Source organism: Pseudomonas sp. FP198, assembly GCF_030687895.1.
GTDB lineage: Bacteria > Pseudomonadota > Gammaproteobacteria > Pseudomonadales > Pseudomonadaceae > Aquipseudomonas.
Genome location: NZ_CP117452.1, coordinates 4,038,253 through 4,063,447 on the forward strand (window position 1 = coordinate 4,038,253; position 25,195 = coordinate 4,063,447).

24 protein-coding genes are annotated in these 25,195 nt (G+C 61.0%); 8 read left to right on the forward strand and 16 right to left on the reverse strand.

Going from position 1 to position 25,195, the window contains the following annotated elements:
* Window positions 1-42 precede the first annotated feature (42 nt).
* The 4 genes from acnD to PSH78_RS18275 all read right to left on the reverse strand — a co-directional run bounded on the left by acnD (window position 43) and on the right by PSH78_RS18275 (window position 5,600).
* On the reverse strand, window positions 43-2,634 hold the full coding sequence (acnD, locus tag PSH78_RS18260) for a Fe/S-dependent 2-methylisocitrate dehydratase AcnD (protein WP_305495983.1): 2,592 nt from the start codon (window positions 2,632-2,634) through the stop codon (window positions 43-45).
* A 196-nt stretch (window positions 2,635-2,830) separates the two neighbouring features.
* On the reverse strand, window positions 2,831-3,958 hold the full coding sequence (gene prpC / locus PSH78_RS18265; RefSeq protein ID WP_305495984.1) for a 2-methylcitrate synthase: 1,128 nt from the start codon (window positions 3,956-3,958) through the stop codon (window positions 2,831-2,833).
* 41 nt (window positions 3,959-3,999) lie between these two features.
* Window positions 4,000-4,890, reverse strand: a complete 891-nt coding sequence (gene prpB, locus PSH78_RS18270; RefSeq protein WP_305495985.1) for a methylisocitrate lyase — start codon at window positions 4,888-4,890, stop codon at window positions 4,000-4,002.
* The gene (locus PSH78_RS18275; protein ID WP_305495986.1) at window positions 4,887-5,600 is read right to left on the reverse strand and encodes a GntR family transcriptional regulator; all 714 of its coding nucleotides are present in this window, start codon (window positions 5,598-5,600) and stop codon (window positions 4,887-4,889) included. Before PSH78_RS18275 ends, prpB begins: the two co-directional genes overlap by 4 nt.
* A gap of 280 nt (window positions 5,601-5,880) precedes the next feature.
* On the opposite strand from PSH78_RS18275, the gene PSH78_RS18280 reads away from it, so the two are divergent.
* From PSH78_RS18280 to pabB, 4 genes are all read left to right on the forward strand, one after another.
* Entirely contained in the window at window positions 5,881-6,417 is a 537-nt protein-coding gene (locus tag PSH78_RS18280) for an ATP-dependent zinc protease (protein ID WP_305495987.1), read from the forward strand.
* A 5-nt stretch (window positions 6,418-6,422) separates the two neighbouring features.
* On the forward strand, window positions 6,423-7,955 hold the full coding sequence (locus PSH78_RS18285) for an inactive transglutaminase family protein (RefSeq protein WP_039593717.1): 1,533 nt from the start codon (window positions 6,423-6,425) through the stop codon (window positions 7,953-7,955).
* On the forward strand, window positions 7,955-8,941 hold the full coding sequence (locus PSH78_RS18290; protein WP_305495988.1) for an alpha-L-glutamate ligase-like protein: 987 nt from the start codon (window positions 7,955-7,957) through the stop codon (window positions 8,939-8,941). The genes PSH78_RS18285 and PSH78_RS18290 overlap by 1 nt, the downstream gene beginning before the upstream one ends.
* Window positions 8,942-9,217: 276 nt before the next feature.
* Window positions 9,218-10,561, forward strand: a complete 1,344-nt coding sequence (pabB, locus tag PSH78_RS18295) for an aminodeoxychorismate synthase component I (protein WP_305495989.1) — start codon at window positions 9,218-9,220, stop codon at window positions 10,559-10,561.
* 130 nt (window positions 10,562-10,691) lie between these two features.
* Here pabB and thrH read toward each other — a convergent pair whose 3' ends face one another.
* Entirely contained in the window at window positions 10,692-11,309 is a 618-nt protein-coding gene (gene thrH, locus PSH78_RS18300; protein ID WP_305495990.1) for a bifunctional phosphoserine phosphatase/homoserine phosphotransferase ThrH, read from the reverse strand.
* A 172-nt stretch (window positions 11,310-11,481) separates the two neighbouring features.
* Between thrH and PSH78_RS18305 the strand changes: the two genes are divergently transcribed.
* The 3 genes from PSH78_RS18305 to PSH78_RS18315 all read left to right on the forward strand — a co-directional run bounded on the left by PSH78_RS18305 (window position 11,482) and on the right by PSH78_RS18315 (window position 14,993).
* Window positions 11,482-12,225 (forward strand): phosphoadenylyl-sulfate reductase, encoded by a 744-nt coding sequence (locus tag PSH78_RS18305; protein ID WP_305495991.1) that lies wholly within the window; start codon window positions 11,482-11,484, stop codon window positions 12,223-12,225.
* A gap of 450 nt (window positions 12,226-12,675) precedes the next feature.
* Window positions 12,676-14,205, forward strand: coding sequence for an NCS1 family nucleobase:cation symporter-1 (locus PSH78_RS18310; protein ID WP_305495992.1), 1,530 nt, complete (start codon window positions 12,676-12,678; stop codon window positions 14,203-14,205).
* Window positions 14,206-14,264: 59 nt separating this feature from the next.
* On the forward strand, window positions 14,265-14,993 hold the full coding sequence (locus tag PSH78_RS18315; RefSeq protein ID WP_305495993.1) for an aspartate/glutamate racemase family protein: 729 nt from the start codon (window positions 14,265-14,267) through the stop codon (window positions 14,991-14,993).
* 148 nt (window positions 14,994-15,141) lie between these two features.
* Here PSH78_RS18315 and PSH78_RS18320 read toward each other — a convergent pair whose 3' ends face one another.
* The gene (locus PSH78_RS18320) at window positions 15,142-16,065 is read right to left on the reverse strand and encodes a LysR family transcriptional regulator (RefSeq protein WP_305495994.1); all 924 of its coding nucleotides are present in this window, start codon (window positions 16,063-16,065) and stop codon (window positions 15,142-15,144) included.
* Window positions 16,066-16,191: 126 nt separating this feature from the next.
* Here PSH78_RS18320 and PSH78_RS18325 point away from each other — a divergent pair, with 126 nt between their 5' ends.
* The gene (locus PSH78_RS18325) at window positions 16,192-16,938 is read left to right on the forward strand and encodes a 3-oxoacyl-ACP reductase family protein (RefSeq protein ID WP_305495995.1); all 747 of its coding nucleotides are present in this window, start codon (window positions 16,192-16,194) and stop codon (window positions 16,936-16,938) included.
* A 66-nt stretch (window positions 16,939-17,004) separates the two neighbouring features.
* Here PSH78_RS18325 and PSH78_RS18330 read toward each other — a convergent pair whose 3' ends face one another.
* From PSH78_RS18330 to PSH78_RS18375, 10 genes are all read right to left on the reverse strand, one after another.
* Entirely contained in the window at window positions 17,005-17,700 is a 696-nt protein-coding gene (locus PSH78_RS18330) for an HAD-IA family hydrolase (RefSeq protein ID WP_305495996.1), read from the reverse strand.
* Window positions 17,701-17,956: 256 nt separating this feature from the next.
* Window positions 17,957-18,328, reverse strand: coding sequence for a hypothetical protein (locus PSH78_RS18335; RefSeq protein ID WP_305495997.1), 372 nt, complete (start codon window positions 18,326-18,328; stop codon window positions 17,957-17,959).
* 87 nt (window positions 18,329-18,415) lie between these two features.
* Entirely contained in the window at window positions 18,416-18,619 is a 204-nt protein-coding gene (locus tag PSH78_RS18340; RefSeq protein ID WP_305495998.1) for a hypothetical protein, read from the reverse strand.
* Between the two features lie 36 nt (window positions 18,620-18,655).
* A complete protein-coding gene (locus tag PSH78_RS18345; protein WP_305495999.1) occupies window positions 18,656-18,829 on the reverse strand; it encodes a hypothetical protein in 174 nt (57 codons plus the stop codon).
* A 121-nt stretch (window positions 18,830-18,950) separates the two neighbouring features.
* Window positions 18,951-19,361: a glycine zipper domain-containing protein gene (locus PSH78_RS18350; RefSeq protein ID WP_305496000.1), complete on the reverse strand. Its 411-nt coding sequence runs from the start codon at window positions 19,359-19,361 to the stop codon at window positions 18,951-18,953.
* A 687-nt stretch (window positions 19,362-20,048) separates the two neighbouring features.
* Entirely contained in the window at window positions 20,049-22,238 is a 2,190-nt protein-coding gene (locus PSH78_RS18355) for a response regulator (protein WP_305496001.1), read from the reverse strand.
* A 158-nt stretch (window positions 22,239-22,396) separates the two neighbouring features.
* Entirely contained in the window at window positions 22,397-22,738 is a 342-nt protein-coding gene (locus PSH78_RS18360; RefSeq protein WP_305496002.1) for an antibiotic biosynthesis monooxygenase, read from the reverse strand.
* Window positions 22,739-22,778: 40 nt separating this feature from the next.
* Window positions 22,779-23,753 carry a zinc-dependent alcohol dehydrogenase family protein gene (locus tag PSH78_RS18365; protein WP_305496003.1) on the reverse strand — a complete coding sequence of 325 codons (975 nt, stop codon included), beginning with the start codon at window positions 23,751-23,753 and terminating at the stop codon, window positions 22,779-22,781.
* A gap of 63 nt (window positions 23,754-23,816) precedes the next feature.
* Window positions 23,817-24,119: a helix-turn-helix transcriptional regulator gene (locus PSH78_RS18370; RefSeq protein WP_305501316.1), complete on the reverse strand. Its 303-nt coding sequence runs from the start codon at window positions 24,117-24,119 to the stop codon at window positions 23,817-23,819.
* 72 nt (window positions 24,120-24,191) lie between these two features.
* Complete coding sequence (locus PSH78_RS18375) at window positions 24,192-25,007, reverse strand: suppressor of fused domain protein (protein ID WP_305496004.1); 816 nt, start codon at window positions 25,005-25,007, stop codon at window positions 24,192-24,194.
* Window positions 25,008-25,195 lie beyond the last annotated feature (188 nt).

Sequence of the window (25,195 nt, forward strand, 5' to 3'; positions counted from 1 at the left end):
TCCTGAAAAAAAGGTGGCCGGAAAACAGGCCACCCGAGCGATTTAAACGGCAATCGCCGATTCAAGGAAATCCTGGGCGAAGCGTTGTAGCACGCCCCCGGCTTCATAGATCGACACTTCCTCGGCGGTATCGAGGCGGCAAGTCACCGGCACTTCGACGCGTTCACCATTCTTGCGCGTGATGACCAGAGTCAGCGTCGCCCGCGGGGTGCGCTCGCCGATCACGTCATAGACTTCGCTGCCATCGATGCCAAGGGTCATGCGATCCGTGCCGGGTTTGAACTCCAGCGGCAACACGCCCATGCCCACCAGGTTGGTGCGGTGGATGCGCTCGAACCCTTCGGCGACGATCGCCTCGACACCGGCCAGGCGCACGCCCTTGGCCGCCCAGTCCCGGGACGAACCCTGGCCGTAGTCGGCGCCAGCGATGATGATCAACGGCTGCTTGCGCTCCATGTAGGTTTCGATGGCTTCCCACATGCGCATGACCTTGCCTTCCGGTTCGACCCGAGCCAGGGAGCCCTGCTTGACCTTGCCGTTTTCCTGGACCATTTCGTTGAACAGTTTCGGGTTGGCGAAGGTCGCGCGCTGGGCGGTCAAGTGATCGCCGCGATGGGTCGCGTAGGAGTTGAAGTCTTCTTCCGGCAGGCCCATTTTCGCCAGGTATTCACCCGCGGCGCTGTCGAGCATGATGGCGTTGGACGGCGACAGGTGATCGGTGGTGATGTTGTCCGGCAGCACCGCCAACGGACGCATGCCCTTGAGCGGCCGCGCACCGGCCAATGCGCCTTCCCAATACGGCGGACGGCGGATATAGGTGCTTTGCGGGCGCCAGTCGTATAGCGGCGTGACTTTCGGCCCGGTGTCTTCCTGGATGGCGAACATCGGAATGTACACCTGGCGGAACTGCTCGGGTTTCACCGAAGCCTTGACCACCGCGTCGATCTCCTCGTCGCTCGGCCAGATGTCCTTGAGGCGGATTTCCTGACCGTCCACCACACCCAGCACATCCTTCTCGATGTCGAAACGGATGGTCCCGGCGATGGCATAAGCCACCACCAATGGCGGCGAGGCCAGGAACGCCTGCTTGGCGTACGGGTGAATACGCCCGTCGAAGTTGCGGTTACCCGACAAGACGGCGGTGGCGTACAGGTCACGGTCGATGATTTCCTGCTGGATCACCGGGTCCAGCGCGCCGGACATGCCGTTGCAGGTGGTACAGGCGAACGCGACCACGCCAAAACCCAGTTGCTCAAGTTCAGCCGTCAGGCCCGCCTCATCCAGGTACAACGCGACGGTTTTCGAGCCCGGTGCGAGGGATGACTTGACCCACGGCTTGCGCGCCAGGCCCAGGCGATTGGCGTTGCGCGCCAGCAAACCAGCGGCGATCACGTTGCGCGGGTTGCTGGTGTTGGTGCAACTGGTGATCGCCGCGATGATCACCGCGCCGTCGGGCATCTGCCCGGGCACATCGTCCCACTGGCCGGAAATGCCTTTGGCGGCCAGATCGGACACCGCGACACGGGCGTGCGGGTTGCTCGGACCGGCCATGTTCCGCACCACCGAGGACAGGTCGAAGGTCAGACCGCGCTCATATAACGCGCTTTCCAGGCTATCAGCCCAGAGGCCGGTGGTCTTGGCGTAATGTTCGACCAACTGCACTTGCTGGTCTTCGCGGCCGGTGAGTTTCAGGTACTCGATCGTCTGCTGATCGATATGGAACATTGCTGCCGTGGCGCCGTATTCCGGGGCCATGTTGGAGATCGTCGCGCGATCCCCCAGGGTCAGGGCGCGGGCGCCTTCGCCGAAGAACTCCAGCCAGGCCCCAACGACTTTCTGCTTGCGCAGGAATTCGGTCAGCGCCAGCACCATGTCGGTGGCGGTGATGCCCGGTTGCAACTTGCCGGTCAGCTCGACGCCGATGATTTCCGGCAGGCGCATCCACGAGGCGCGACCGAGCATGACGCTTTCCGCTTCCAGGCCACCGACACCGATCGCGATCACACCCAGGGCATCGACGTGAGGCGTGTGGCTGTCGGTGCCTACGCAAGTGTCGGGGAACGCCACGCCGTCACGCTGCTGGATGACGGGAGACATTTTTTCCAGGTTGATCTGATGCATGATCCCGTTGCCCGGCGGGATCACATCGACGTTCTTGAAGGCCTTCTTGGTCCAGTTGATGAAGTGGAAGCGGTCTTCGTTGCGGCGGTCTTCGATGGCGCGGTTCTTGGCGAACGCCTGCGGATCAAAACCGGCGCTCTCTACCGCCAGCGAGTGGTCGACGATCAGCTGGGTCGGCACCACCGGATTGACCTGCGCCGGGTCGCCGCCTTGCAGGGCAATGGCGTCGCGCAGGCCGGCCAGGTCAACCAGTGCGGTCTGGCCGAGGATGTCATGGCAGACCACGCGCGCCGGGAACCAGGGGAAATCCAGGTCGCGCTTGCGCTCGATCAGTTGCAGCAGCGATTCGCGCAGCGTCGCCGGATCGCAGCGGCGCACGAGGTTCTCCGCCAGCACGCGGGAGGTGTACGGCAGACCGTCATAAGCGCCGGGGCGGATGGCCTCCACGGCTGCGCGAACGTCGAAGTAATCCAGCGAAGTGCCGGGCAGCGGTTTGCGAAATTCTGTGTTCATCGTCAGGACTCGGGTCACGGTGGTTTCAGGAGGGCTTGCGCTGGCCTTGAAGCCCCCGGCCACTGTGGGAGCGAGCTTGCTCGCGATAGCGGTGTATCCGTCGACATCAATGTTGAATGTCAGTGCGCAATCGCGAGCAAGCTCGCTCCCACAGGGTTTTGGGACTATCCAGTTCCGGCGGCTGGCGCCCTCCAGCTCAGCGTTGTTCGATTGGCACGAACTTGCGCTGTTCGACGCCGGTGTACTCGGCGCTCGGTCGGATGATGCGGTTGTTGGCGCGTTGTTCGAACACATGGGCGGCCCAGCCGGTCAGGCGCGAGCAGACGAAGATCGGCGTGAACAGCTTGGTCGGGATGCCCATGAAGTGGTACGCCGAGGCATGGTAGAAATCGGCGTTGGGGAACAGTTTCTTCTGCTCCCACATGGTCTTGTCGATAGCTTCGGAAACCGGGAACAGCACCGTGTCGCCGACTTCATCGGCGAGCTTTTTCGACCAGCCCTTGATCACCTCGTTGCGCGGGTCGTTGTCCTTATAGATGGCATGGCCGAAGCCCATGATCTTGTCCTTGCGCGCGAGCATGCCGAGGGTCCCCTCGATGGCTTCTTGCGGCGAGCTGAAGCGCTCGATCATTTCCATCGCCGCCTCGTTGGCGCCGCCGTGCAACGGGCCGCGCAGCGAGCCGATGGCAGCGGTGATACAGGAGAACAGGTCGGACAATGTCGAAGCACAAACCCGCGCGGTAAAGGTCGAGGCGTTGAACTCATGCTCGGCGTAGAGGATCAGCGACACGTTCATGACCTTGACGTGCAGCTCGCTCGGCTTTTTGCCGTGCAGCAGATGCAGGAAGTGGCCGCCAATGGAGACTTCGTCGGTTACGCATTCGATGCGCTGGCCTTCGTGGCTGAAGCGATACCAGTAGCACATGATCGCCGGGAACGCCGCCAGCAGACGATCAGTCTTGTCGTGCTGTTGGGAGAAATCCTGCTCGGGCTCCAGGTTGCCGAGGAACGAGCAGCCCGTGCGCATCACATCCATCGGATGGGCGTCGGCGGGAATGCGTTCCAGCACTTCTTTCAAGGCTTGGGGCAGGTCGCGCAACTGGCGCAGTTTGCCCGTATAAGCGTCCAACTGAGCCTGGGTCGGCAGCTCGCCGTACAGCAGCAGGTAGGCCACCTCTTCGAATTGCGCGTCAGCCGCCAGGTCGCGAACGTCGTAGCCGCGATAGGTCAGCCCGGCGCCTGACTGGCCCACGGTGGACAAGGCGGTTTGTCCGGCCACCTGGCCACGGAGCCCGGCGCCACTGAGTACTTTTGCTTCGGCCATGTTGCTGTCTCCATTTTCTTGAATTTGTAGGGAGTCGCGCCTTACTTTTTCGCGGCGAACAACGCGTCGAGCTTCTGCTCGAAGGTGTGGTAGTCGATGCGATCGTAAAGCTCCATGCGGGTCTGCATGGTGTCGATTACGTTCTGCTGCGTACCATCGCGACGGATGGCGGTGTAGACATTTTCGGCGGCCTTGTTCATCGCCCGGAACGCCGACAGCGGATACAGCACCAGGGACACGTCGGCCCCGGCGAGTTGTTCGGTGGTGTAGAGCGGGGTCGCGCCGAATTCGGTGATGTTGGCCAGGATCGGCGCTTTCACGCGGCTGGCGAACAGCTTGTACATCTCGAGTTCAGTGATCGCCTCCGGGAAAATCATGTCGGCACCGGCCTCGATGCACGCGGCGGCGCGGTCCAGGGCCGACTCCAGGCCCTCCACTGCCAACGCATCGGTACGCGCCATGATCACAAAACTGTCGTCGGTGCGGGCGTCGACGGCAGCCTTGATGCGATCGACCATTTCCTGTTGCGAGACGATTTCCTTGTTCGGACGATGGCCGCAACGCTTGGCGCCGACCTGGTCCTCGATGTGAATCGCCGCCGCGCCGAACTTGCTCATCGACTTGACCGTGCGCGCCACATTGAACGCCGAGGAGCCGAAGCCGGTGTCCACGTCCACCAGCAGCGGCAGGTCGCACACGTCGGTGATGCGGCGCACATCGGTGAGCACGTCATCCAGGCCGGTTATGCCCAGGTCCGGCACGCCGAGGGAACCGGCCGCCACGCCGCCGCCCGACAGGTAGATCGCCTTGAAGCCGGCGCGCTTGGCCAGCAACGCATGGTTGGCGTTGATGGTGCCGACCACTTGCAATGGATGCTCGGCGGCGACCGCATCGCGAAAACGCTGGCCTGGCGTGCTCTTGCTGGAACTCATGACTCACCTCGTTGAGTGGCGGCGCTGTCCTGGAAATGACGCGCAATGTTGCGTTTGGAGGCGCCGATGTGCCGGCGCATCAATAATTCGGCCAGTTCGCCGTCACGGTCGGCGATGGCATCGAGAATCCGGTGGTGCTCGGCAAAAGCCTGGCGCGGACGGTTCGGCGTGGTGGAAAACTGGATGCGGTACATGCGCACCAGTTGATACAGCTCGCCGCAGAGCATTTGCGTGAGGGTGCGATTGCCGCTGCCCTGGATGATCCGGTAGTGAAAGTCGAAATCGCCTTCCTGCTGGTAATAACCGACGCCGGCCTGGAACGCCGCATCGCGCTCGTGGGTTTCCAGGACCCGACGCAGTTCGTCGATTTCCTCTTGGCTCATGCGCTCCGCCGCAAGGCGACAGGCCATGCCCTCCAGGGATTCGCGAATTTCGTAGAGTTCCAGCAGCTCGGCATGGCTCAGCGAGACCACCCGCGCGCCAACATGGGGAATGCGCACCAGCAGCCGCTGGCCTTCCAGGCGATGGATCGCCTCGCGCAGCGGCCCGCGACTGATGCCGTAGGTGCGGGCCAGCTCGGGCTCGGAGATCTTGCTGCCGGGGGCGATTTCACCCTTGACGATGGCGGCCTGGATACGCCGGAAGACGTTCTCGGACAACGTCTCGGCATCTTCCTGGACGAGGACCGGCGTTTCGAGCTGATCGAGCATATTGTCGACACCTTGAAAATCAATACGGCAAAAACTACCCGCTGAAGCCCTGAACGTCAAAACAAAAATAGATATTGTCGACAATCGTCTAATAACGGTCCCAGACATAACCCGTCGTTTCGAAGTGTCGTAGCCTCCGGCCAGCGGTGGCGTCAGAAAACCACCGTGCTAGAATGCCGCCGCAATTGCCGCTCTCCCTATATAGAGAAGGCAACCTAGGGAGCTTGTGCAGTAATGCCAGGGCCTGAACCGAAAAACGGAACGCTGCGCACCAGGATCTATGACACTCAAGCCCTTATCTGCCGCCCTATGCTTTATCTGCCTGCCAGGGATTGCCGCGGCGGGTGAAAAAACCGTGTACGGCCTCAACGAATACGCAGCCCTGCAGGGCATTGACCTGGAGGTCGCCGCCAAGCTCGACACCGGTGCCAAGACCGCCTCCCTCAGCGCCCGTGACATCAAGCGTTTCAAGCGCAACGGCGAATCCTGGGTGCGTTTCTACCTGGCCATCGACGCGGCCCATTCGCACCCCATCGAACGCCCGCTGGCCCGGGTCAGCAAGATCAAGCGCCGCGCCGGTGACTACGACCCGGAAGAAGGCAAGAAATACACGGCCCGGCCGGTCATCGAACTGGATATCTGCATGGGCTCGGCCCTGCGCAGCATCGAAGTGAACCTGACCGACCGTAGCGCCTTCCAATACCCGTTGCTCATCGGCTCCGAAGCGCTCAAGCGTTTCGACGCGCTGGTCGATCCCAGTCTCAAATACGCTGCCGGCAAACCCGCCTGCGCCAATGCCGCTCATACCGCAGAGTAATTCCAATGCGCTCCCTTACCCTCCATCTGAAAATGCTGATCGCCATCCTGGTGGTGCTGGGCCTGTCAGTGACGGCCTATCAGATTTTCGTGCTCGGCATCCCGGTGACCGAAGACGCCACCGATGACCTGTGGAATATCGATGCCAAGGTCGAGTTCGTGCCCAACGCCAAGGATCCGGTGAAGATCCAGATGTTCGTGCCGCCCCTGAGCCGCGACTACGTCAGCCTCAACGAGAGCTTCATCTCCAACAATTACGGCGTAGCGGTGAACCGCGTCGACGGCAACCGCAAGGTGACGTGGTCGGCCCGGCGCGCCAAGGGCAACCAGACCCTTTATTACCGCCTGGTGCTGACCAAGCGCTACAGCGCCGAGAAAACCAAGGTCAAGGGCCCGACCTTCCGCGACAGCATCGCCGTCGAAGGGCCGGAAAAACTCGCCGCCGAAGCGCTGCTGGCACCGATCCGCCAGCACTCGGCCGACGTCGAAACGTTCATCAGCGAAGCCATCAAGCGGGTCAACAACCTCAACGACGACAACGTCAAGCTGTTGCTGGCCGGCGACCCGTCTTCGAGCAACAAGGCCAGAATCGTCGAACTGGTACTGTCCATTGCCCACGTGCCGGTCGAGAAGGTCCACACCATCCGCCTGGTGGCCGACCAGCCGCAGACGCCCGAGCTGTGGCTGCGCAGCTTCAACGGCACCGACTGGCTGTACTTCAACCCCGACACCGGCGAGCAAGGCCTGCCCACCGACCGCCTGCTGTGGTGGACCGGCGATGAAAACCTGATCACCGTCGATGGCGGCAAGAAAGCCACCGTCACGTTCAGCATGAACAACAGCGAAATGAACGCCATTCGCCTGGCCAAGCTGACGGACGAGAACACCGACGCCAACTTCCTCGAATACTCGCTCTACGGCCTGCCGCTGCAAACCCAGCAAACCTTCATGATCATGGTGATGATCCCGATCGGCGTGCTGGTGATCCTGGTGTTGCGCAACCTGATCGGCCTGCAGACCCTCGGGACGTTCACCCCGGTGCTGATCGCCCTGGCCTTCCGCGAAACCCAGCTGGGCTTCGGGATCATCCTGTTTACGGTGATCACTACCCTGGGCCTGTCGCTGCGCTCCTACCTGGAGCACCTCAAGCTGCAAATGCTGCCGAGGCTCTCGGTAGTGCTGACGTTCGTCGTCGTGCTGATCGCCGCCATCAGTCTGTTCAGCCATAAACTGGGCCTGGAGCGTGGCCTGTCGGTGGCATTGTTCCCGATGGTGATCCTGACCATGACCATCGAACGCCTGTCCATCACCTGGGAAGAGCGCGGCGCCGGCCATGCGATGAAAGTCGCCATCGGTACGCTGTTCGCCGCGTCCCTGGCGCACCTGATCATGAGCGTGCCGGAGCTGGTGTATTTCGTGTTCACGTTCCCGGCGATCCTGCTGATCCTGGTGGGCTTCATGCTGGCCATGGGTCGTTATCGCGGCTACCGTCTGACCGAGCTGGTGCGGTTCAAGGCCTTCGTCAAGGCTGACTCCTGATGTTCGGCCTCTGGAAGACCTGGAAGGCCCTGGAAGCCCGGGGCATCATGGGCATCAACCGGCGTAACGCCGATTATGTGCTCAAGTACAACAAGCGCAGCCTGTACCCCATCGTCGATGACAAGATCATCACCAAGGAACGGGCCATCGCCGCTGGCATTCACGTGCCGGAGCTGTACGGGGTTATCTCCACCGAGAAGGAAATCGACAAGCTCGACGGGATCATCGGCGGACGCACCGACTTCGTCATCAAGCCGGCCCAGGGCGCCGGCGGTGACGGCATCATCGTTATTGCCGACCGCTTCGAGGGCCGCTATCGAACCGTGTCCGGGAAGATCATCAGCCACGAGGAAATCGAGCATCACATCTCCAGCATCCTCACCGGCCTGTATTCCCTCGGCGGGCACCGTGACCGGGCGCTGATCGAGTACCGCGTGACGCCGGACCAGATCTTCAAGAGCATCAGCTACGAAGGCGTACCGGATATCCGCATCATCGTGCTGATGGGCTACCCGGTGATGGCCATGCTGCGCTTGCCGACCCGCCAGTCCGGCGGCAAGGCCAACCTGCACCAGGGCGCCATCGGCGTCGGCGTCGACCTCGCCACCGGCCTGACCCTGCGCGGTACCTGGCTGAACAACATCATCACCAAGCACCCCGATACCACCAACGCGGTGGACGGCGTGCAACTGCCCTACTGGGACGGCTTCATGAAACTGGCCGCCGGGTGCTACGAACTGTGCGGACTGGGCTACATCGGCGTGGACATGGTGCTGGACCAGGAAAAAGGCCCGTTGATCCTGGAACTGAACGCCCGCCCAGGGCTGAACATCCAGATCGCCAACGACTGCGGCCTGACCCTGCGCACCCACGCCGTGGAAGCACGCCTGGAAGAGCTCAAGGCCAGGGGCGTCACCGAAACCGTGGAAGAGCGCGTGGCGTTTGCCCAGGAATTGTTCGGGCATATTCCGCCGGTTGAGGGTTGAAGCTGAGGATGAAAACCGCAGCTGAAGGCTGAACCCTGTGGCGAGGGAGCTTGCTCCCGCTGGGTTGCGCAGCAACCCCAAAGCCCAGCACCTCGGTGCATCAGAATGATCGCGCTCAACTGCCCAGGGGCCGCTTCGCAGCCCAGCGGGAGCAAGCTCCCTCGCCACGGGTCTCATTGAAGCTTCAGACGTGTTCAATACCGACATCCCCCTAGGAGCAAATCCTACAGGGGATTACAATCGCCACCCCGCCTGAACGGCCGACCCGCCCCGCCCATGCCAACCTGCTTCGTACACCCTCTGCCCTACCGCGCCAACCCCGCCGCGTATTTCGCGGCGATCCGTCATGCCCCCGGCAGCGTGCTGCTCGACAGTGGCCGGCCGAGCGCCGAGCGCGGGCGTTATGACTTGCTCAGCGCCTGGCCGCTGAAGCAACTGGCGGTATTGCCGCACGAAAGTGGCAGCGATTTCCTCCACCGTCTTCGGATACAGCTGACGCAACTGGGCCACGCCGAATTGCCAGACACCGTGCAATTGCCCTTCGCCGGTGGCCTGATCGGTTATTTGAGTTATGACTTCGGCCGACGCCTCGAAGCCCTGCCGTCCTGCGCCAAGGACGATCTGCAACTGCCGGACGCGCGTTTTGGCGTGTACGACTGGGCACTGGTCACCGATCACCAGACCCGCACCAGCCAATTGGTCTTCCATCCCCATTGCGGCGAAAACCAACGCCAACGCTTGATCGAGCTGTTCAGCCAGCTAACCGCAGTGCCTATCTCCTCGTTCAGTCTGGACGGCCCGATGGCGCCCGATCTCGACGCTGCGGCCTATCGACAGGCATTCGAGCGTATCCAGGCGTATATCCAGGCCGGCGACTGTTATCAGGTCAACTTTGCCCAACGCTTTCGCGCGCCGTGCCAGGGCGATGCATGGGCCGCTTACCAGGCGCTGCGGGCGGCTTGCCCGACGCCGTTTTCCGGCTTCCAGAGCCTGCCGGAGGGCGGTGCGGTGCTGAGCCTGTCGCCCGAACGCTTCGTCCAGGTCAGTGAAGGTCACGTCGAAACCCGTCCGATCAAGGGCACCCGCCCTCGCGGCACGACGCCCGAAGACGACGCGGCCCACGCCGCCGAGCTGCTGGCTAGCCCCAAGGACCGTGCCGAGAACCTGATGATCGTCGACTTGCTGCGCAACGACCTGGGCCGCACCTGCCGCATCGGCTCGGTGCGGGTGCCGGAATTATTCAGCCTGGAAAGCTACCCGAACGTCCATCACCTGGTCAGCAGCGTGACTGGCGAACTGGCGGACGACAAGGACGCACTGGACCTGATCGCCGACAGCTTTCCTGGCGGCTCGATCACCGGCGCGCCGAAGATCCGTGCCATGCAGATCATCGACGAGCTCGAACCGACCCGACGCGGGCTGTATTGCGGCTCGTTGTTGTACCTCGATGTGCGCGGGGAGATGGACAGCTCCATCGCCATCCGCAGCTTGCTGGTCAAGGACGGGCAGGTATGTTGCTGGGGTGGCGGCGGGATCGTCGCGGACTCGGATTGGCAGGCGGAGTATCAGGAGTCGATGACCAAGGTGAAGGTCTTGCTGGAAACCTTGCAGAACCTCTGAGCAATCCCCCGGACCTGACACATAACCCTGTGGGAGCGAGCCTGCTCGCGAAAGCGCTGGTTCAGCCAACATTGATGGCGACTGACATACCGCATTCGCGAGCAGGCTCGCTCCCACATTGAGGTTGGGTTTACAGGCTCAGGGGGCGGTTCGAGGCCTTGATGAACTCCTGCTTCAACTCGGCAAACGTATGCACCGCCGGAAACTGCGGGAATTCACGAATCACGTTTTCCGGCGCATGGAACAGAATCCCGGCATCGGCTTCGCCCAGCATCGTCGTGTCGTTGTACGAATCCCCGGCGGCAATTACCCGGTAGTACAAACTCTTGAAGGCCAGGACCGACTGGCGCTTCGGATCTTTCTGACGCAATTGATAGCCGGTCACCCGTCCGCTGCCGTCGGTAACCAGACGATGGCAGAGCAGCGTCGGGAAGCCCAACTGACGCATCAGCGGCTGGGAAAATTCGTAGAACGTGTCGGAAAGAATCACCACCTGGAAGCGCTCGCGCAGCCAGTCGACGAATTCGATGGCGCCGTCCAGCGGCTTGAGCGTCGCGATGACTTCCTCGATGTCGGAGAGCTTGAGGCCATGCTCATCAAGGATGCGCAACCGTTGCTTCATCAGCACGTCGTAGTCGGGAATGTCCCGAGTGGTTGCCCTGAGGGAGTCAATCCCGGTTTTTTCAGCGAAGGCGATCCAGATCTCCGGGACCAGCACACCTTCCAGGTCGAGACAGGCAATTTCCACAAGACACTCCCATTTTTTGATGTTTATCGGTTGAGCGAACAAAAGGACTGCCGACTCTAGCCATTCGCCGAAGCCCGCGCAACGCACAGGAGCGCGCCAGCCCCGGCAGCTTTTGTTACCATCAGCCCCATATAGAGCGCCCAGCGCCACCGACCTGTAGGAAACCGCCCTGATGAGCCCATCGTTTGATGTCGTGGAACTCGCCACGACCTATGCCAACAAGTCCCCGCAGGACATCCTCAAGCTGGCCTTCGCCGAATTCGGCGACGAGCTGTGGATATCCTTCAGTGGCGCTGAAGACGTCGTGCTGGTGGACATGGCTTGGAAACTGAACAAGAACGTCAAGGTGTTCAGCCTCGACACCGGACGCCTGCACCCGGAAACCTATCGTTTCATTGAACAAGTGCGCGAGCATTACAAGATCGATATCGAACTGATCTCGCCCGACCATACGAAACTGGACCCTTTCGTGAAGGAAAAAGGCCTGTTCAGCTTCTACAAAGACGGTCACGGGGAGTGCTGTGGCATCCGCAAGATCGAGCCGCTGCGCCGCAAACTGACCGATGTCCGCGCTTGGGCTACCGGTCAGCGCCGCGACCAGAGCCCGGGTACCCGCAGCCAGGTGGCCGTGCTGGAAATCGACACGGCGTTCTCCACGCCGGAGCGCACGCTGTACAAATTCAACCCGTTGTCGCAGATGACCAGCGAGGAAGTCTGGGGTTATATCCGCATGCTGGAACTGCCCTATAACAGCCTGCATGAGCGCGGTTTCATCAGCATCGGCTGCGAACCCTGCACCCGCCCTGTCCTGCCGAACCAGCACGAGCGCGAAGGCCGCTGGTGGTGGGAAGAAGCCACGCAAAAAGAATGCGGGCTGCACGCTGGCAATATCATCGCCAAATCCAAGACCGTCTGATCCCGCCGCAGTCATGTACACAAAAATGTCACCTCAGGTGGCATTTTTGTGTGCACCTCTCGTTTTAATGCCCCTAAAAGTTACAGGCACCCTTGCGCGCTGCCTGCTTTCCTTCCCGCTGACGCTCGACCCATAAAATAAATACCTGTTCGAACGGTCAGTTTTAACTTTCGGCATTTCAGTGATTTATCCGTCATACATAACAAAACGAAATTAACGACGCTAAAGCTAGACTCGCAAGTGGCATACATCTGGCTTAACTCGACAAGTGTTTTGTATACAACAAGATCAAAACATACACACACTTTTCGATCCGCAAGCCTGAAGCGCCCTATCCCGTACAGGCTGCAGATGCCCCGTAACCAATGATGCTCACCGCCGCGACGAAGATCTGCCGAGCCTCGCGCTCAAGCACAGTCATCGTGGCCTGAGAGTCAGGAGCCTGCCGGAATGCGTACAAGTCTTTCCAATAATATCGCGCTGGATCTGCCCTCCCCAACCGCTGCCCTGGATGAACAACCCGCAGCGCCTCTCACCTTGAGTCCAAGGCTACACAACAAGGACCTCGCGCCAACCAAAGCCGAAGGGCGACGCTGGGGCCGCTATAGCATTTTCGCCCTGTGGACCAACGACGTGCATAACATTGCCAATTATTCATTCGCCATCGGCCTGTATGCCTTGGGCCTGGGCGGTTGGCAGATTCTGCTGTCGCTGGGGATCGGCGCGGCGCTGGTGTACGGCTTCATGAATCTGTCCGGCTATATGGGGCAGGAGACCGGCGTGCCGTTTCCTGTCATCAGCCGGATCAGCTTTGGCATACACGGTGCGCAGATTCCCGCACTGATCAGGGCCGTCATCGCAATTGCCTGGTTTGGTATCCAGACTTACCTGGCGTCCGTGGTGTTTCGGGTGCTGCTGGTGGCGATTCATCCGGGCTTCGCCGATTATGACCAGAACTCGATCCTCGGGCTGTCGAGCCTGGGCTGGGTATGCTTCGTCGCCATCTGGTTCGTGCAACTGATGATCCTGGCCTATGGCATGGAAACCGTGCGGCGCTATGAAGGCTTTGCCGGCCCGGTCATCCTGGTGACCGTCGCGGCGTTGGCCGGTTGGATGTACTTCCAGGCCGGTGCGACGATTGCCTGGTCGATCCGCGAGCCGCTGGCCGGCGGTGAGATGTGGCGCAACATATTCGCCGGTGGTGCGTTGTGGCTGGCGATCTATGGCACGTTGATCCTCAACTTTTGCGATTTCGCTCGCTCCTCGCCGTGCCGACGGACGATCGTCGTCGGAAATTTCTGGGGCCTGCCGGTGAATATTCTGGTATTTGCCGCCATCACCATCCTGTTGTGCGGTGCACAGTTCCAGATCAATGGCCAGGTCCTCGAGAGCCCGACCCAGGTCATCGCCTCGATCCCCAACACCTTTTTCCTGGTGCTCGGTTGCCTGGCGTTCCTGATCGTCACCGTGGCGGTGAACATCATGGCCAACTTCGTCGCTCCGGCCTTCGTCCTCAGCAACCTGGCGCCCAGGTACCTGAACTTCCGTCGTGCCGGGCTGATCAGCGCCGCCATCGCCGTGCTGATCCTGCCATGGAACCTCTACAACAGCCCGCTGGTGATCGTGTATTTCCTCTCCGGACTCGGCGCCCTGCTCGGGCCGCTGTACGGCGTGATCATGGTCGACTACTGGTTGCTGCGAAAAGGCCGCATCAACGTGCCGCAACTCTACAGCGAGGACCCGAACGGTGCGTATTTCTACAGCAACGGGGTCAACCTGCGGGCGGTAGCGGCATTCATTCCAGCGGCGCTGATCGCGATTGTCCTGGCGCTGGTGCCCGGTTTCGACAGTATTTCTCCGTTCTCCTGGCTGATTGGCGCTTCGATTGCAGGGCTGCTGTACCTGATCGTTGCCAAGCGCGAGGGGCATTACGAGGACGTCAGCGGTGAGTCCATTGCCGTGGATAACGTCAGCCATTGATTGTTCCAAAGGCCCGGGGATTCGGGCCGTTTACCGTTACGCTGCAAAAAGGACCACTCATGCGAATTCTCATCGTCAACGTCAACACCACCGAGTCCATCACTCAGTCCATCGCGCGCCAGGCCCAGGCCGTTGCCGCGCCGGGCACCGAAATCATCGGGCTGACGCCGTATTTCGGGGCTGACTCGATCGAAGGCAATTTTGAAAGCTACCTGGCCGCCATCGCCGTGATGGACCGGGTGATGTCCTATGACCAGCCGTTCGACGCGGTGATCCAGGCGGGCTACGGCGAACACGGTCGGGAAGGATTGCAGGAACTGCTCAACGTGCCAGTGGTGGACATCACCGACGCCGGCGCCAGCACGGCCATGTTTCTTGGTCATGCCTACTCGGTCGTCACCACCTTGGACCGCACGGTGCCGCTGATCGAGGACCGGCTCAAGCTTTCCGGCCTGTTCGAGCGCTGCGCTTCAGTCCGGGCCAGTGGCCTGGCGGTGCTGGAACTTGAGCAGGATCCGCAGCGGGCGGTTGATGCCATCGTCCATCAGGCGGAACTCGCCGTCAGCCAGGACAAGGCCGAAGTGATCTGCCTGGGTTGCGGCGGCATGGCCGGGCTGGATGAGCAGATTCGTCAACGCACCGGAGTGCCTGTGGTCGATGGCGTGACCGCGGCGGTGACGATTGCCGAGTCGCTGGTGCGGCTGGGGTTGTCCACGTCGAAAGTGCGCACTTATGCGACGCCGCGACCGAAGACCATCATTGGCTGGCCGGGGCGGTTTGGGCGGTGAGTTTGCAGCTTTAGAGTGCATTGCCCCTTTCGCGAGCAGGCTCGCTCCCACAGGGGTTTTATGTGAACCGTGAAATCTGCGGCTGTCGCGGATCCAGTGTGGGAGCGAGCCTGCTCGCGAATGAGGGCGACTCGACTCCCTGCCAGGCTCAAACAGCACTGAACCGCTGCGCCAGCCCCTGCTCGGCAAACTGCTCGATGATGAAATCCACGAACGCCCGGGTCTTGCCCGGCAGCAGTTTGTGCTCTGCGTAGTAGATCGAGATGTTGCCGTCGTCGACGTACCAGTCCGGCAGCACTCGCTGCAGTGCGCCACTGTCCAGGAACGGCACGGCAAACGGCATGCTCACCAGGGCAATGCCCAGCCCCTGGGCTGCGGTGATACAGGCGGCTTCCGAGTCACTCATAGTCATCCCTGCCTTGAGTGTCAGCGGGCTGTGTTCGCGGTTGCGGCTGGTCAGTTGCCAGGAACGGATACGCCCTGTCTGCGGTGAGCGGATCAGGATTCCCTGATGTCGCCCCAGATCCTGCGGCTCAACGACGGCGGCATGGTTTTGCAGGTACTGTCCGGACGCAACCAGCACCCGATGGGCCACCGTCAATTTGCGCGCCACGACGCCTTGGGGTAATTCGAACCCACCGCCGATGGCTGCATCGAAACCCTGGCCGATCAGATCGACTTGGCGATTATCGAAATGCCAGTCCGGATTGATGGCCGGGTATCGGCGTAAAAACTCCCCCAGCAACGGCACGATATACAACCGGCCGAACGCCGTGCCCATGCTCACCTTCAGCGTGCCGGCTGGCTGCCCGCCGGCGCTGGCCAGGTTGGCGACGGCGTTCTGGATGGTATTAAAACTGCTGCCCACTTCCCGCAGGAACAGTTGGCCGGCCTCGGTCAAGGCCAGGCGTCGAGTGCTGCGCTGGAATAGCCGAACGCCCAGGCGCGCTTCAAGCTTGGCGACGCTTTTGCCTACCGCCGCCGGGGTCAGGCTCAAGCGGCGTGCGGCCTCGGCGAAGCTGCCGACCTCGGCACTGCGGACAAAACATTCGATACTGCTGAAAGTCTCCATGACGCCCACTATAAACTTTTGGTTTACACAGCCTATAACAATGTTGGCCTACACAGGGGATCGACTAGTCTGGATACTCCCCCCATCAACCGCGGCATCTCGCCCCGGCACACTTTGGAGAACATCATGAGTACCCCAGCACTGAACGGTAAAGTCGCCTTGATCCAAGGCGGTTCCCGCGGCATCGGCGCCGCCATCGTCAAACGCCTTGCCGCTGAAGGCGCGGCCGTGGCCTTCACCTATGTCAGCTCCGGCGCCAAGTCTGAAGAATTGCAGGAGAGTATCATCGCAGCAGGTGGCAAGGCCCTGGCGATCAAGGCAGACAGTGCCGACGCCGACGCCGTGCGTAACGCCGTCGCCGCCACCGTCGAGGCGTTTGGCCGGTTGGACATCCTGGTCAACAACGCGGGCGTGCTGGCCATGGGGCCGCTGGATGAGTTCAAGCTGGAAGATTTTGACCAGACCCTCGCCATCAACGTGCGCAGCGTATTTGTCGCCACTCAGGCAGCCGCACGGCATATGAGCGAAGGGGGCCGGGTCATCAATATCGGCAGCACCAATGCCGACCGCATGCCCTTCGCTGGCGGCGCCACCTACGCCATGAGCAAATCCGCGCTGGTGGGCCTGACCAAAGGCCTGGCCCGCGACCTGGGCCCGCGCGGCATCACCGTCAACAATGTACAGCCCGGCCCGGTGGACACTGACATGAACCCGGCGGATAGCGATTTCGCCTCCAGCCTGATGGATCTCATGGCGGTAGGCCGTTATGGCACGGTGGAAGAAATTGCCAGCTTCGTCGCCTACCTCGCGGGTCCGGAAGCCGCCTATATCACCGGGGCCAGCCTGACGATCGACGGTGGCTTCGGCGCCTGACCCATGTCGTGAGGGCGCCTGCTCCCGCTGGGCTGCTCCGACGCTTTCGGGCGCAGCAGCCCTTTTTCAGGCCCATTCCAGTTCCGGCAAACCGCACAGGCTTGGCTGGAACAGCTTGAGCGAACGGATAATGGCGTCGGCATGGCTGTACTTTTCGTCAGCCATGGCCGAGTCGGGAATCGCAATAGCCGTCATGCCTGCCGCCTTCGCCGCCGTCACACCAAACGGGGAATCCTCGAAGACCAGGCAATCCGCCGGCGCGACACCCAGGCGCCGGGCGGCGGTGAGGAAGATATCCGGCGCCGGTTTCGCCGCTCCGACTTCGGGGTCATCGGCGGTAACAATGAAGTCGAACAGCGCGAACCAATCCCGGTGCAGGGTGGTTTTCAGCTCGAACGACTGACGCGACGAACTGGTCCCCACCGCAATCGGCACGTCATGGGCTTTGAGATGCCGCACCAATTCCTCCGCGCCGGGCATCGCCAGGGCGTGGGGGAAACGTTCACGCATGAGCGGTTCACGGATCACCAGAAATTCCTCCGGGGTGATCGGCAGCTCCAGCGCTTGCACCACGTAGCGCGCCAGGTCCCCGGCGCCGCGCCCGATGATGTTCTGCTTGACGCTCCAGTCGAACGTGCGCCCGTAGCGCTCGGCGATGATGGAGGTGACCTCGGTGTAGATACCTTCGGTATCCAGCAGCAGGCCATCCATATCAAAAATCACAGCCTTGATCGGTCCAAACTTTTTCAGCGGTGCATTCATCGCATCTGATCCGTTATCAACACAACATTCCAGGGATGGCTCAGGTGCGGCCAGCGCAGCGTGTTCGCCTTAAAGGATTCAGCAGAATAACGAGCCGTGCTTGGCGCAGGCAATGGGAAATTTTCAAGGGGGTGGCGAGGGATCGGCCGCGCCTTGGCCGGGCGGCAGTTGACTACGTTTCAGGGGCGCTTGGTGCCCAGCGGGAGCAAGCTCCCTCGCCACGAACAGATTGAAATGATCAGCAGAGGGTCATGCGTTAGCCGCCGGAGCCGCCTGAGCCGGAGCCCGATCCGCCGCCGCTGGAGCTGCCACCGCTACTGCTGCTGCTACCGGTTCCACTACTTGAGCCGGAAGAACCGCCGCCCATCGTGCTGCCACCGCTGGTGGAGCCACCCCCGGTTCCCGGGCTGGTGCTGCTGCCGCTGGCGTCGCCGCCATTGCCTCCCCCCACGGAACCGGGTGGCAGGGCGTTACCGGTTTTCTCGGTGGTGGAGCCGGCGTCCATCTGGGTAGAGGGCGGCATTCCGCCTTTGTCCACGGGCGCGCCGTCGGATTGGGCGAAAGCCGCCAACGGGCTGGCCGACAGAATCCCGGCCAACGCCAGCGCGGTCATGTTTGGCTTCATCATGGTAAGTCTCCTTTTCAGATAGCTACCTGATGTGTGGCAACCATCATTGACCGATGGTGCCGAAAACCAGACGGACGGAACTGCTCTTCAGCTTGGCTTGCCGGAGGCATCGTCACCGGCAATGTCGGGATCGTCCGGCGCCGCCTCGACATCCTCATCTTCGCTGGGCACCTGCTCTACTCCAGCATCGTCATCAGGTGGACGCTGATCGCGGCTCAATGAATCGGTGGGCGAAGGCAACGGATATTCCGGGGTTTCATCGTCGTCGGGAACAGGCGAGTCGGCAGTCATAACATTCTCCTGGTCGTGCAGTTTGGGCTGGAAGGCTCAATCGTAGGATTCATCCTCAACTTCGGTCTCTTCATCCTCGATCAAGGGCACCTGGGCGTCATCCATCAGGGAACCGGGATCTTCGTTGCCCGGGTCGTTGACACCCGGATCATTGATGAACGGGACGCCCGAGGGGCCTTTTTCTTCCTTGCCTTCGGTTTCCGGGGTCATGGCATACCTCACAATGCAAGTGGATGTATCAATTCGAGGTGATGACGAGGTAAACGTTCCGGGAAATAGCCAATATGAAAAAACCCGGCACGGGGCCGGGTTTTTTCATGCATGCATTCGCTCAGCGATGCTTTCTCTTGTGCTTGTGTTTCTTGCTCTTCGAATGTCCGTCGTTGTCGTTGGACAGGTTGCTGCCCAAGGCGCCGCCCGCGGCCCCACCGACGCCCGCGCCGATGGTCGAGCCCGTGGACCCGCCCAGGCGGTTGCCAACAATCGAACCACCGGCCGATCCCAGACCACCACCGATGGCCGCTTCCGTACGGCTGCCCTTGCGAGCCCCGACCGCACTGCCGGCTGCACCGCCGACACCGGCGCCAATCGCCGCGCCTGTGCTGCCGCCCATCTGCTGGCCGACCACGTTCCCCAGAACACCGCCCAAGCCACCGCCAACCGCAGCGGTACCGTCGCCAGCGGCCATCGCGCCCTGAGCGACCACAAGCCCAAGCACCAAGGTGGACAAAGTCAAACGCATGATAAAAACCTCAAGAATGCCGCATCGGGGAGAGATGGCCGGTGCGCGCTGGCGCGAGTGTACGCCAAACCGTGTCAGCCATGACGGTTCGACAACAAACGCAGGGGTAGTTTTATGACAGGCAAAAAAAAGCCCGCTGGGGAAACGGGCAGGTACTGCTTTCTAACGGATGAGCTCAGACTACGCGCCTGCTTGTGAAAGAAACGTGAAAGAAAACGTCAGTCGAAAAAAGATAAAAAAATATTTATACAAACGCCGGAATTCCCGTGGCGAGGGAGCTTGCTCCCGCTGGATTGCACCGCAATCCCATCGCGCCCGAGCGCGAGCATACCCCCCCACAGCGGTTATCTGCTGATCGGGACTCTGGGCAAGAACTTGGCCTTCTCGCCCCGCGGCACCTTGGCCACCCTGGTCCGGATTGACTTGATTGGCTCGTCGCCAAAATCCGACCGATAGGCCGATTGCCCACACTGCAGCCCTTCATTGATCGGATACGCGGCTCCGTTCTCCTCGCTGTACGGTGCTCCCATCGCATTTTTCCCCTCTCATCGAGGCCGATACCGGCAACACTCAATTGCCTGGAAATACCGACCTTCAAATTGAGACTAGCCGGTCATCAACAGACCAATGATTCAAGGGACCGCCTCGCCGACGAACGGGTAAGCGTTGTTTCAAAACCGAAACAACTCACTCCGAGCCCAACAGCGTCTGGTTTAAAACCCGGGAAACCTGATCGGCGGAGTAAGGCTTGGACAAAAACGCGAAACCTTCATGCCCGCTGTGGGCCAGCTCCTCGCTGTAGCCGGAGGTCAGCACCACCGGCAGATCCTTGCGGCGCTGGCGCAGTTGTCTGGCAAGGGCAATGCCACTGATGCCCGGCATGACCACATCGGAAAATATCGCGTCGAACGCCATCGCATCCGGGCCGACCATTTCCAGCGCCTGTTCGGCATTGGTCGCCCAGGCCGTTTCGTATCCCAGGTCTTGCAGGATCTGGTTGGCAAAGCGCCCCACCTCCAGATTGTCCTCCACGACCAATACCCGGCGCCGGCCTTTTTCCAGCACCAGCAGAGAGCTTTCCTCTCCCTCGGGTTCATGCTGCTCCTCGGGCTCCACCTCCGGAAGATACAAGGTGAATACGCTGCCCTTTCCGACCACGGTCGAGACATCGACATTGCCACCGGACTGTTTTGCGAAACCGAACACCTGGGACAATCCCAACCCCGTTCCCTTGCCCACTTCCTTGGTGGTGAAGAACGGTTCGAAGATGTGTTCAAGTGCCTCCGGCGCAATGCCCGTGCCGGTGTCTTCCAGGGCAATCGCGGCAAATGCCTGCCCTGCCCCGGCATGGCCGCGGATCGGCGGCATGCCTGCACCGCAATTGAGCCGTAGCCACAGCGTTCCCTGGCCGTTCATCGCGTCCCGGGCGTTCAGGGCCATGTTGATCAACGCCGTTTCGAACTGGCTCAGGTCGGCGCGGATGTAACAGGGCTGCTCGCACAGTTCGACCTTGACGTGAATACGCGCCCCGGTCACGGTCTCCAGCATGTCGCCGAGGCTCCGTACCTGCTTGCGCACGTCGATGATTTCCGGCGTCAACGGCTGGCGCCGGGCAAACGCCAGGAGTTGGCTGGTCAGCTTCGAAGCACGTTCCACCGTCTCGGAAACGGCGGTCATGTAGCGTTGCCGGCGTTCATCGGACAGGTTGGGCATGCGCAGGAAGTCCACAGAGGAGCGGATGATTGTCAGCAGATTGTTGAAATCGTGGGCCACGCCGCCGGTGAGCTGGCCGATGGCTTCGAGTTTCTGCGACTGGTGCAGCGCCGCTTCGGTCTGCCTCAATCGTGTAGTGCGCTCCTCGACCCGTTGCTCCAGCGTTGCGTTCAGTTCGGCCAGGGCGGCGAGGCCTTCACGCACGGCCGCGTCCGCCCGAGCACGTTCGATGTGCGCCCAGGATCGCTCGGTGACCTCCAGCAGCAGCGCGAGGTCGTTGGACGACCAGATCCGGGGCGTTTTATCGTGGATGGCCATCAGGGCGGTCAACCGGCCATTCTTGATCAACGGAACACAAATGGTCGCCGCAATACCGATCGACTGGAACGCTGCCGCCTCCTCCGGTGCCAGCTCCGCCAGGTTGTCATTGATCACCAGCGGCTTGCCCGCCCCCAGGTTGGCGACCGCCAGCCGACCGAAATCCGCCAGTCGGTAGTGCCCGACGATACTCGGCGACCCGGCACGGGCCCAATCGCCGCGAATCGTAAAGCCGTCCTCGTCTTCGTCCATGTCTGCGTACGCGCAGTTGGACAGGTTGAGGTGCGCCGCCAGGATCCGGGCGGTGGTCGCCATGATCGCCTGTGGATCGGTGGCATTCGCCACGGCGCTGCCGATTGCATCGAGCACCGCCAGACGCTGGGTCATGAATACGGTCGCGGTGGTTTCGGTAACCGTGTCGAGCATGCCCACCACTTTGCCGAACTGGTCGCGGATAGGGCTGTAGCAAAAGGTGAAATAGGCCTGTTCAGGACCACCACCGCGCTCGATCACCAGGGGAAAGTTCTCGATAAAAGTCGCCTGCCCATCAAAAGCCGCCCGCACGATAGGGCCGATCTCGCTCCAGGCCTCCCGCCAGACCTCATTGAACGGCCGCCCCAGCGCCTCGGGTTTCCTGCCGAGAATGGGCATGAACGCATCGTTGTATAACGTGATCAAGTCCGGTCCCCAGACGATGGCCTGAGGGAAATGCGAAGCCAGGCTCAGCGCCACGGTCGTCTTCAGCACATCGGGCCATTGCGCGGGCGGCCCGAGTGGCGTGCTGTCCCAGTCATGGCGGCGGACCCGTTCAGCCATTTCTCCGTAGCTCTGGAGCCAATCTGTCATTGCCTTCGATCCTTGCTCAACCGCCAATCCCAACGAGGGGGGAAACGCTTGTGACCCCAAGCTGAGCCGTATTATCCCGCGTCACGTGAGAATGCGCGATTGGATTGTCGGATGGGTCGGGCTGAAAGGACCGGACACTCGGGAGAATGAGGATCGGCTTAGATTCCCCGGCTGACGGCGCCGCCTGGATCAGCACCTTCACCGATAAAAAAAGCCGCCCCCTCGATGTGGTAGACCCTCGGCTCTTCAGAAAAGTATTCCTCCAAGCCCAGCATGAACAGACGGTGGTCTTCACTTTCTTCGAACCCCGGTGTGTGATGCTCAAGTGATTGCCATCGCACGATCAGGTTGAATTGCTCGGGGGTTTCAATCCCTTGCGCCAGCAAATGGCCGCCGTAGCCCTTTGCTCGGGTGAGCAAAGGGGCGACCTCGGCAAATGCTCGTCTGAACATTTCAATGCGTTCTTTGCGAACCGGGAGCAGAGCGATCTCGTAAATCATGGCGTTCCTCGAAAATGATTCAAGCGGTTGAAAGAGCGCATTACGCGATGAGCGACGGCTCGACTGCGATCGCGATTTTTCCTCGAAGGCCATTGTTTGGACTCTCCAGCCGGGCATGGGCGAGCCCGATGTCGGCCAGCGAATAGACGGCGCCGATGTGTGGCCGCAGCAGACCTCGCGCTACCAATGCGCTCAACTCATCGAGTTTGCCGCGGTTCTGTCTGGTGAAAACGAAGTGATAACTCGCGTTCTTGCCCCAGGCCTGAACGACGTTCTGTGGCTGTGAAATGTCGACGATCGTGACGACGCGGCCAAGTTGTGCGAGCACGTCAGGGCTGCGTGACAATGTGTTGCCGCCGATGGTGTCGAACACGACATCCACGCCGCGGCCAGCCGTTTCTCGCATGACGGCTTCGACATAATCCTGTTTTTCGTAGTCGATGATCACATCGGCACCCATGCTGCGCGCGAACTCGGCGTTTGCCTCGCGCACGGTGGTGAACACCTGTGCTCCCATGGCTTTTGCCAACTGGATCGCCACATGGCCGACGCCTCCCGCGCCGCCGTGTATCAGAATGCTTTCTCCCACTCTGAGCGCCGCACGCACGATCAAGGCTTCCCATACCGTCCCGCCAACCAGGGTCAGGCTCGCCGCCTCAAGATGGCTCAGCGAGGCGGGCTTCTTCCCGACGATGCTTTCGGCTGCGACGTGGTACTCGGCATAACTGCCTGGCCCGTCGAATATTTGCGGGGTGTACCAGACCTCATCGCCCGGAGCGAAGTTTGTCACTCCCGGCCCCACTTCTTCGACAACGCCCGATACATCGTGGCCGGTAATGGCCGGCAGTTGCACCAGGTCGGGATAATCGCCGCGTCGAACCTGGTAATCCAACGGATTGATGGAGGTTGCATGGACCCGGACCAGGACTTGTCCTGTCTGCGGCACAGGCTTGGGCACATCGCGAAGCTCGAACGAACCCGACCCGCCAAATGACTTGAGTACCATCGCTTTCATTGCAAAATCCTCGTATCGATAAAAAGGGATATCGAGATATCTCGATATATTACGGCAAAAAAATTACAGTTCTGTCCCTATGATCTCCGCAAGCGCGCTGATGGCTGCTTCATTGCGCTTGTAGTAAGTCCACTGACCGATGCGCCTGACCTCGACCAACCCCACTCGTTGCAGCGTCGCAAGATAACCGGACACCGTAGACTGCGACAGTCCGATACCTTCTTGAATACTGCTGACGCAGACTCCCACCGTATGAACGTCACCTTCATCCTGCGGAGGGAAGTTCTTTGCGGGATCCTTCAGACCTTTCAGGATCTGAAGGCGTGTAGGGTTCGAGAGCGCTTTGAATATTTCGATCAATTCCATGACGCTGAGGATATCGAGATTTTTAGATATGTCAATAAGCGACTTCAATCTTTTGTTCCGGGCCCATCCGACTCACACCACGCTCGCCCGATGCAGGCTGCTCATATGTCCGATGCCCGCCTCCTGCAAACGGCTCACCAGATCCTCCCGCGCCGCTCGCCCACCGGAACGCACGTACTCCAACTCCGCCGCGGTGATCAACACCACCGGCACCAATCTGACCGGCGACAAGGGCATGTCCTCCACTCGGGTAGAGAAATCCGGCTCCGGGGCTCCCAGCAGAACCCCAGTGGAATCATCATCCGTTACGAAGAGCTTGGGCAGTTGCTCGCTCATATGGTGCGATTGGCTGAACCCGGGAATCTCCAGGGACAGCGCCCCGTACTGATCAAGCTGGTGCGTGATGCCGCCGGCGTCGGCGACCGTCCTGGCAACATGCTCCACAAGCTCGAATGCCCAACTGCGCTTGAAAGGATCGACCTCACCCACGGGGCCATGGGCGTGCTCGGGTATATCCGCAGTTTCGACGAACAGCTCCATTTCGAAACCGTTGCCCATTCCTTCCGTATCATCGAACGGATCCGACAGGCCTTCAGTGGCGAGGATGATCGCCTCGCCACGGCGAACCACGCGGTAGGCCTGGCGGGTGGAGGGCCAGTAAGGGCCACCGGAAAAGGTTGGACTGATCATATAGGCAAGAACATCCCGCTCGACGGTGCCGACAGCCCGCCAATGACGATCCAGGCACGCTTCACCCGCTTCCCGGATGGCGAGATTGGCTGCTTCTGCCTCGGTCAGGTCGCCGAGCTCGTGGGTTTGCGGCGTTGGCTGCGCGTCCTGGGTTTCAGGGGCTTTTGATGAACCGAAGAGCTTCTTGAAGAAATTCATGGGTGTTCCTGTTCGAAACTTGCAGTTGAGGTAAGGTCAGGCGCCAGCCAGGATCGATTTTACAAAGGGATACTCTCAACCGGATTTGTTCGTTGAGAAAGCGAAAAGTTATCAGGCCCACTGGCCGTGGCTTCGAGTTTTGGAAAGTGAAGCACTAATATCTACCACGCCAGGGCTGGATTCTTATC

What these genes read in the sequence shown, in the direction of transcription:
- PSH78_RS18330 (WP_305495996.1), bottom strand. Translation starts at nt 17,700, where the DNA reads ATGAATGCACCGCTGAAAAAGTTTGGACCGATCAAGGCTGTGATTTTT.
- prpC (WP_305495984.1), bottom strand. Translation starts at nt 3,958, where the DNA reads ATGGCCGAAGCAAAAGTACTCAGTGGCGCCGGGCTCCGTGGCCAGGTG.
- PSH78_RS18355 (WP_305496001.1), bottom strand. Translation starts at nt 22,238, where the DNA reads ATGACAGATTGGCTCCAGAGCTACGGAGAAATGGCTGAACGGGTCCGC.
- PSH78_RS18345 (WP_305495999.1), bottom strand. Translation starts at nt 18,829, where the DNA reads ATGACCCCGGAAACCGAAGGCAAGGAAGAAAAAGGCCCCTCGGGCGTC.
- PSH78_RS18375 (WP_305496004.1), bottom strand. Translation starts at nt 25,007, where the DNA reads ATGAATTTCTTCAAGAAGCTCTTCGGTTCATCAAAAGCCCCTGAAACC.
- prpB (WP_305495985.1), bottom strand. Translation starts at nt 4,890, where the DNA reads ATGAGTTCCAGCAAGAGCACGCCAGGCCAGCGTTTTCGCGATGCGGTC.
- PSH78_RS18315 (WP_305495993.1), top strand. Translation starts at nt 14,265, where the DNA reads ATGCGAATTCTCATCGTCAACGTCAACACCACCGAGTCCATCACTCAG.
- PSH78_RS18360 (WP_305496002.1), bottom strand. Translation starts at nt 22,738, where the DNA reads ATGATTTACGAGATCGCTCTGCTCCCGGTTCGCAAAGAACGCATTGAA.
- PSH78_RS18350 (WP_305496000.1), bottom strand. Translation starts at nt 19,361, where the DNA reads ATGCGTTTGACTTTGTCCACCTTGGTGCTTGGGCTTGTGGTCGCTCAG.
- PSH78_RS18290 (WP_305495988.1), top strand. Translation starts at nt 7,955, where the DNA reads ATGTTCGGCCTCTGGAAGACCTGGAAGGCCCTGGAAGCCCGGGGCATC.
- PSH78_RS18280 (WP_305495987.1), top strand. Translation starts at nt 5,881, where the DNA reads ATGACACTCAAGCCCTTATCTGCCGCCCTATGCTTTATCTGCCTGCCA.
- PSH78_RS18325 (WP_305495995.1), top strand. Translation starts at nt 16,192, where the DNA reads ATGAGTACCCCAGCACTGAACGGTAAAGTCGCCTTGATCCAAGGCGGT.
- PSH78_RS18305 (WP_305495991.1), top strand. Translation starts at nt 11,482, where the DNA reads ATGAGCCCATCGTTTGATGTCGTGGAACTCGCCACGACCTATGCCAAC.
- PSH78_RS18320 (WP_305495994.1), bottom strand. Translation starts at nt 16,065, where the DNA reads ATGGAGACTTTCAGCAGTATCGAATGTTTTGTCCGCAGTGCCGAGGTC.
- PSH78_RS18340 (WP_305495998.1), bottom strand. Translation starts at nt 18,619, where the DNA reads ATGACTGCCGACTCGCCTGTTCCCGACGACGATGAAACCCCGGAATAT.
- PSH78_RS18370 (WP_305501316.1), bottom strand. Translation starts at nt 24,119, where the DNA reads ATGGAATTGATCGAAATATTCAAAGCGCTCTCGAACCCTACACGCCTT.
- PSH78_RS18365 (WP_305496003.1), bottom strand. Translation starts at nt 23,753, where the DNA reads ATGAAAGCGATGGTACTCAAGTCATTTGGCGGGTCGGGTTCGTTCGAG.
- pabB (WP_305495989.1), top strand. Translation starts at nt 9,218, where the DNA reads ATGCCAACCTGCTTCGTACACCCTCTGCCCTACCGCGCCAACCCCGCC.
- PSH78_RS18285 (WP_039593717.1), top strand. Translation starts at nt 6,423, where the DNA reads ATGCGCTCCCTTACCCTCCATCTGAAAATGCTGATCGCCATCCTGGTG.
- PSH78_RS18335 (WP_305495997.1), bottom strand. Translation starts at nt 18,328, where the DNA reads ATGATGAAGCCAAACATGACCGCGCTGGCGTTGGCCGGGATTCTGTCG.
- acnD (WP_305495983.1), bottom strand. Translation starts at nt 2,634, where the DNA reads ATGAACACAGAATTTCGCAAACCGCTGCCCGGCACTTCGCTGGATTAC.
- PSH78_RS18310 (WP_305495992.1), top strand. Translation starts at nt 12,676, where the DNA reads ATGCGTACAAGTCTTTCCAATAATATCGCGCTGGATCTGCCCTCCCCA.
- PSH78_RS18275 (WP_305495986.1), bottom strand. Translation starts at nt 5,600, where the DNA reads ATGCTCGATCAGCTCGAAACGCCGGTCCTCGTCCAGGAAGATGCCGAG.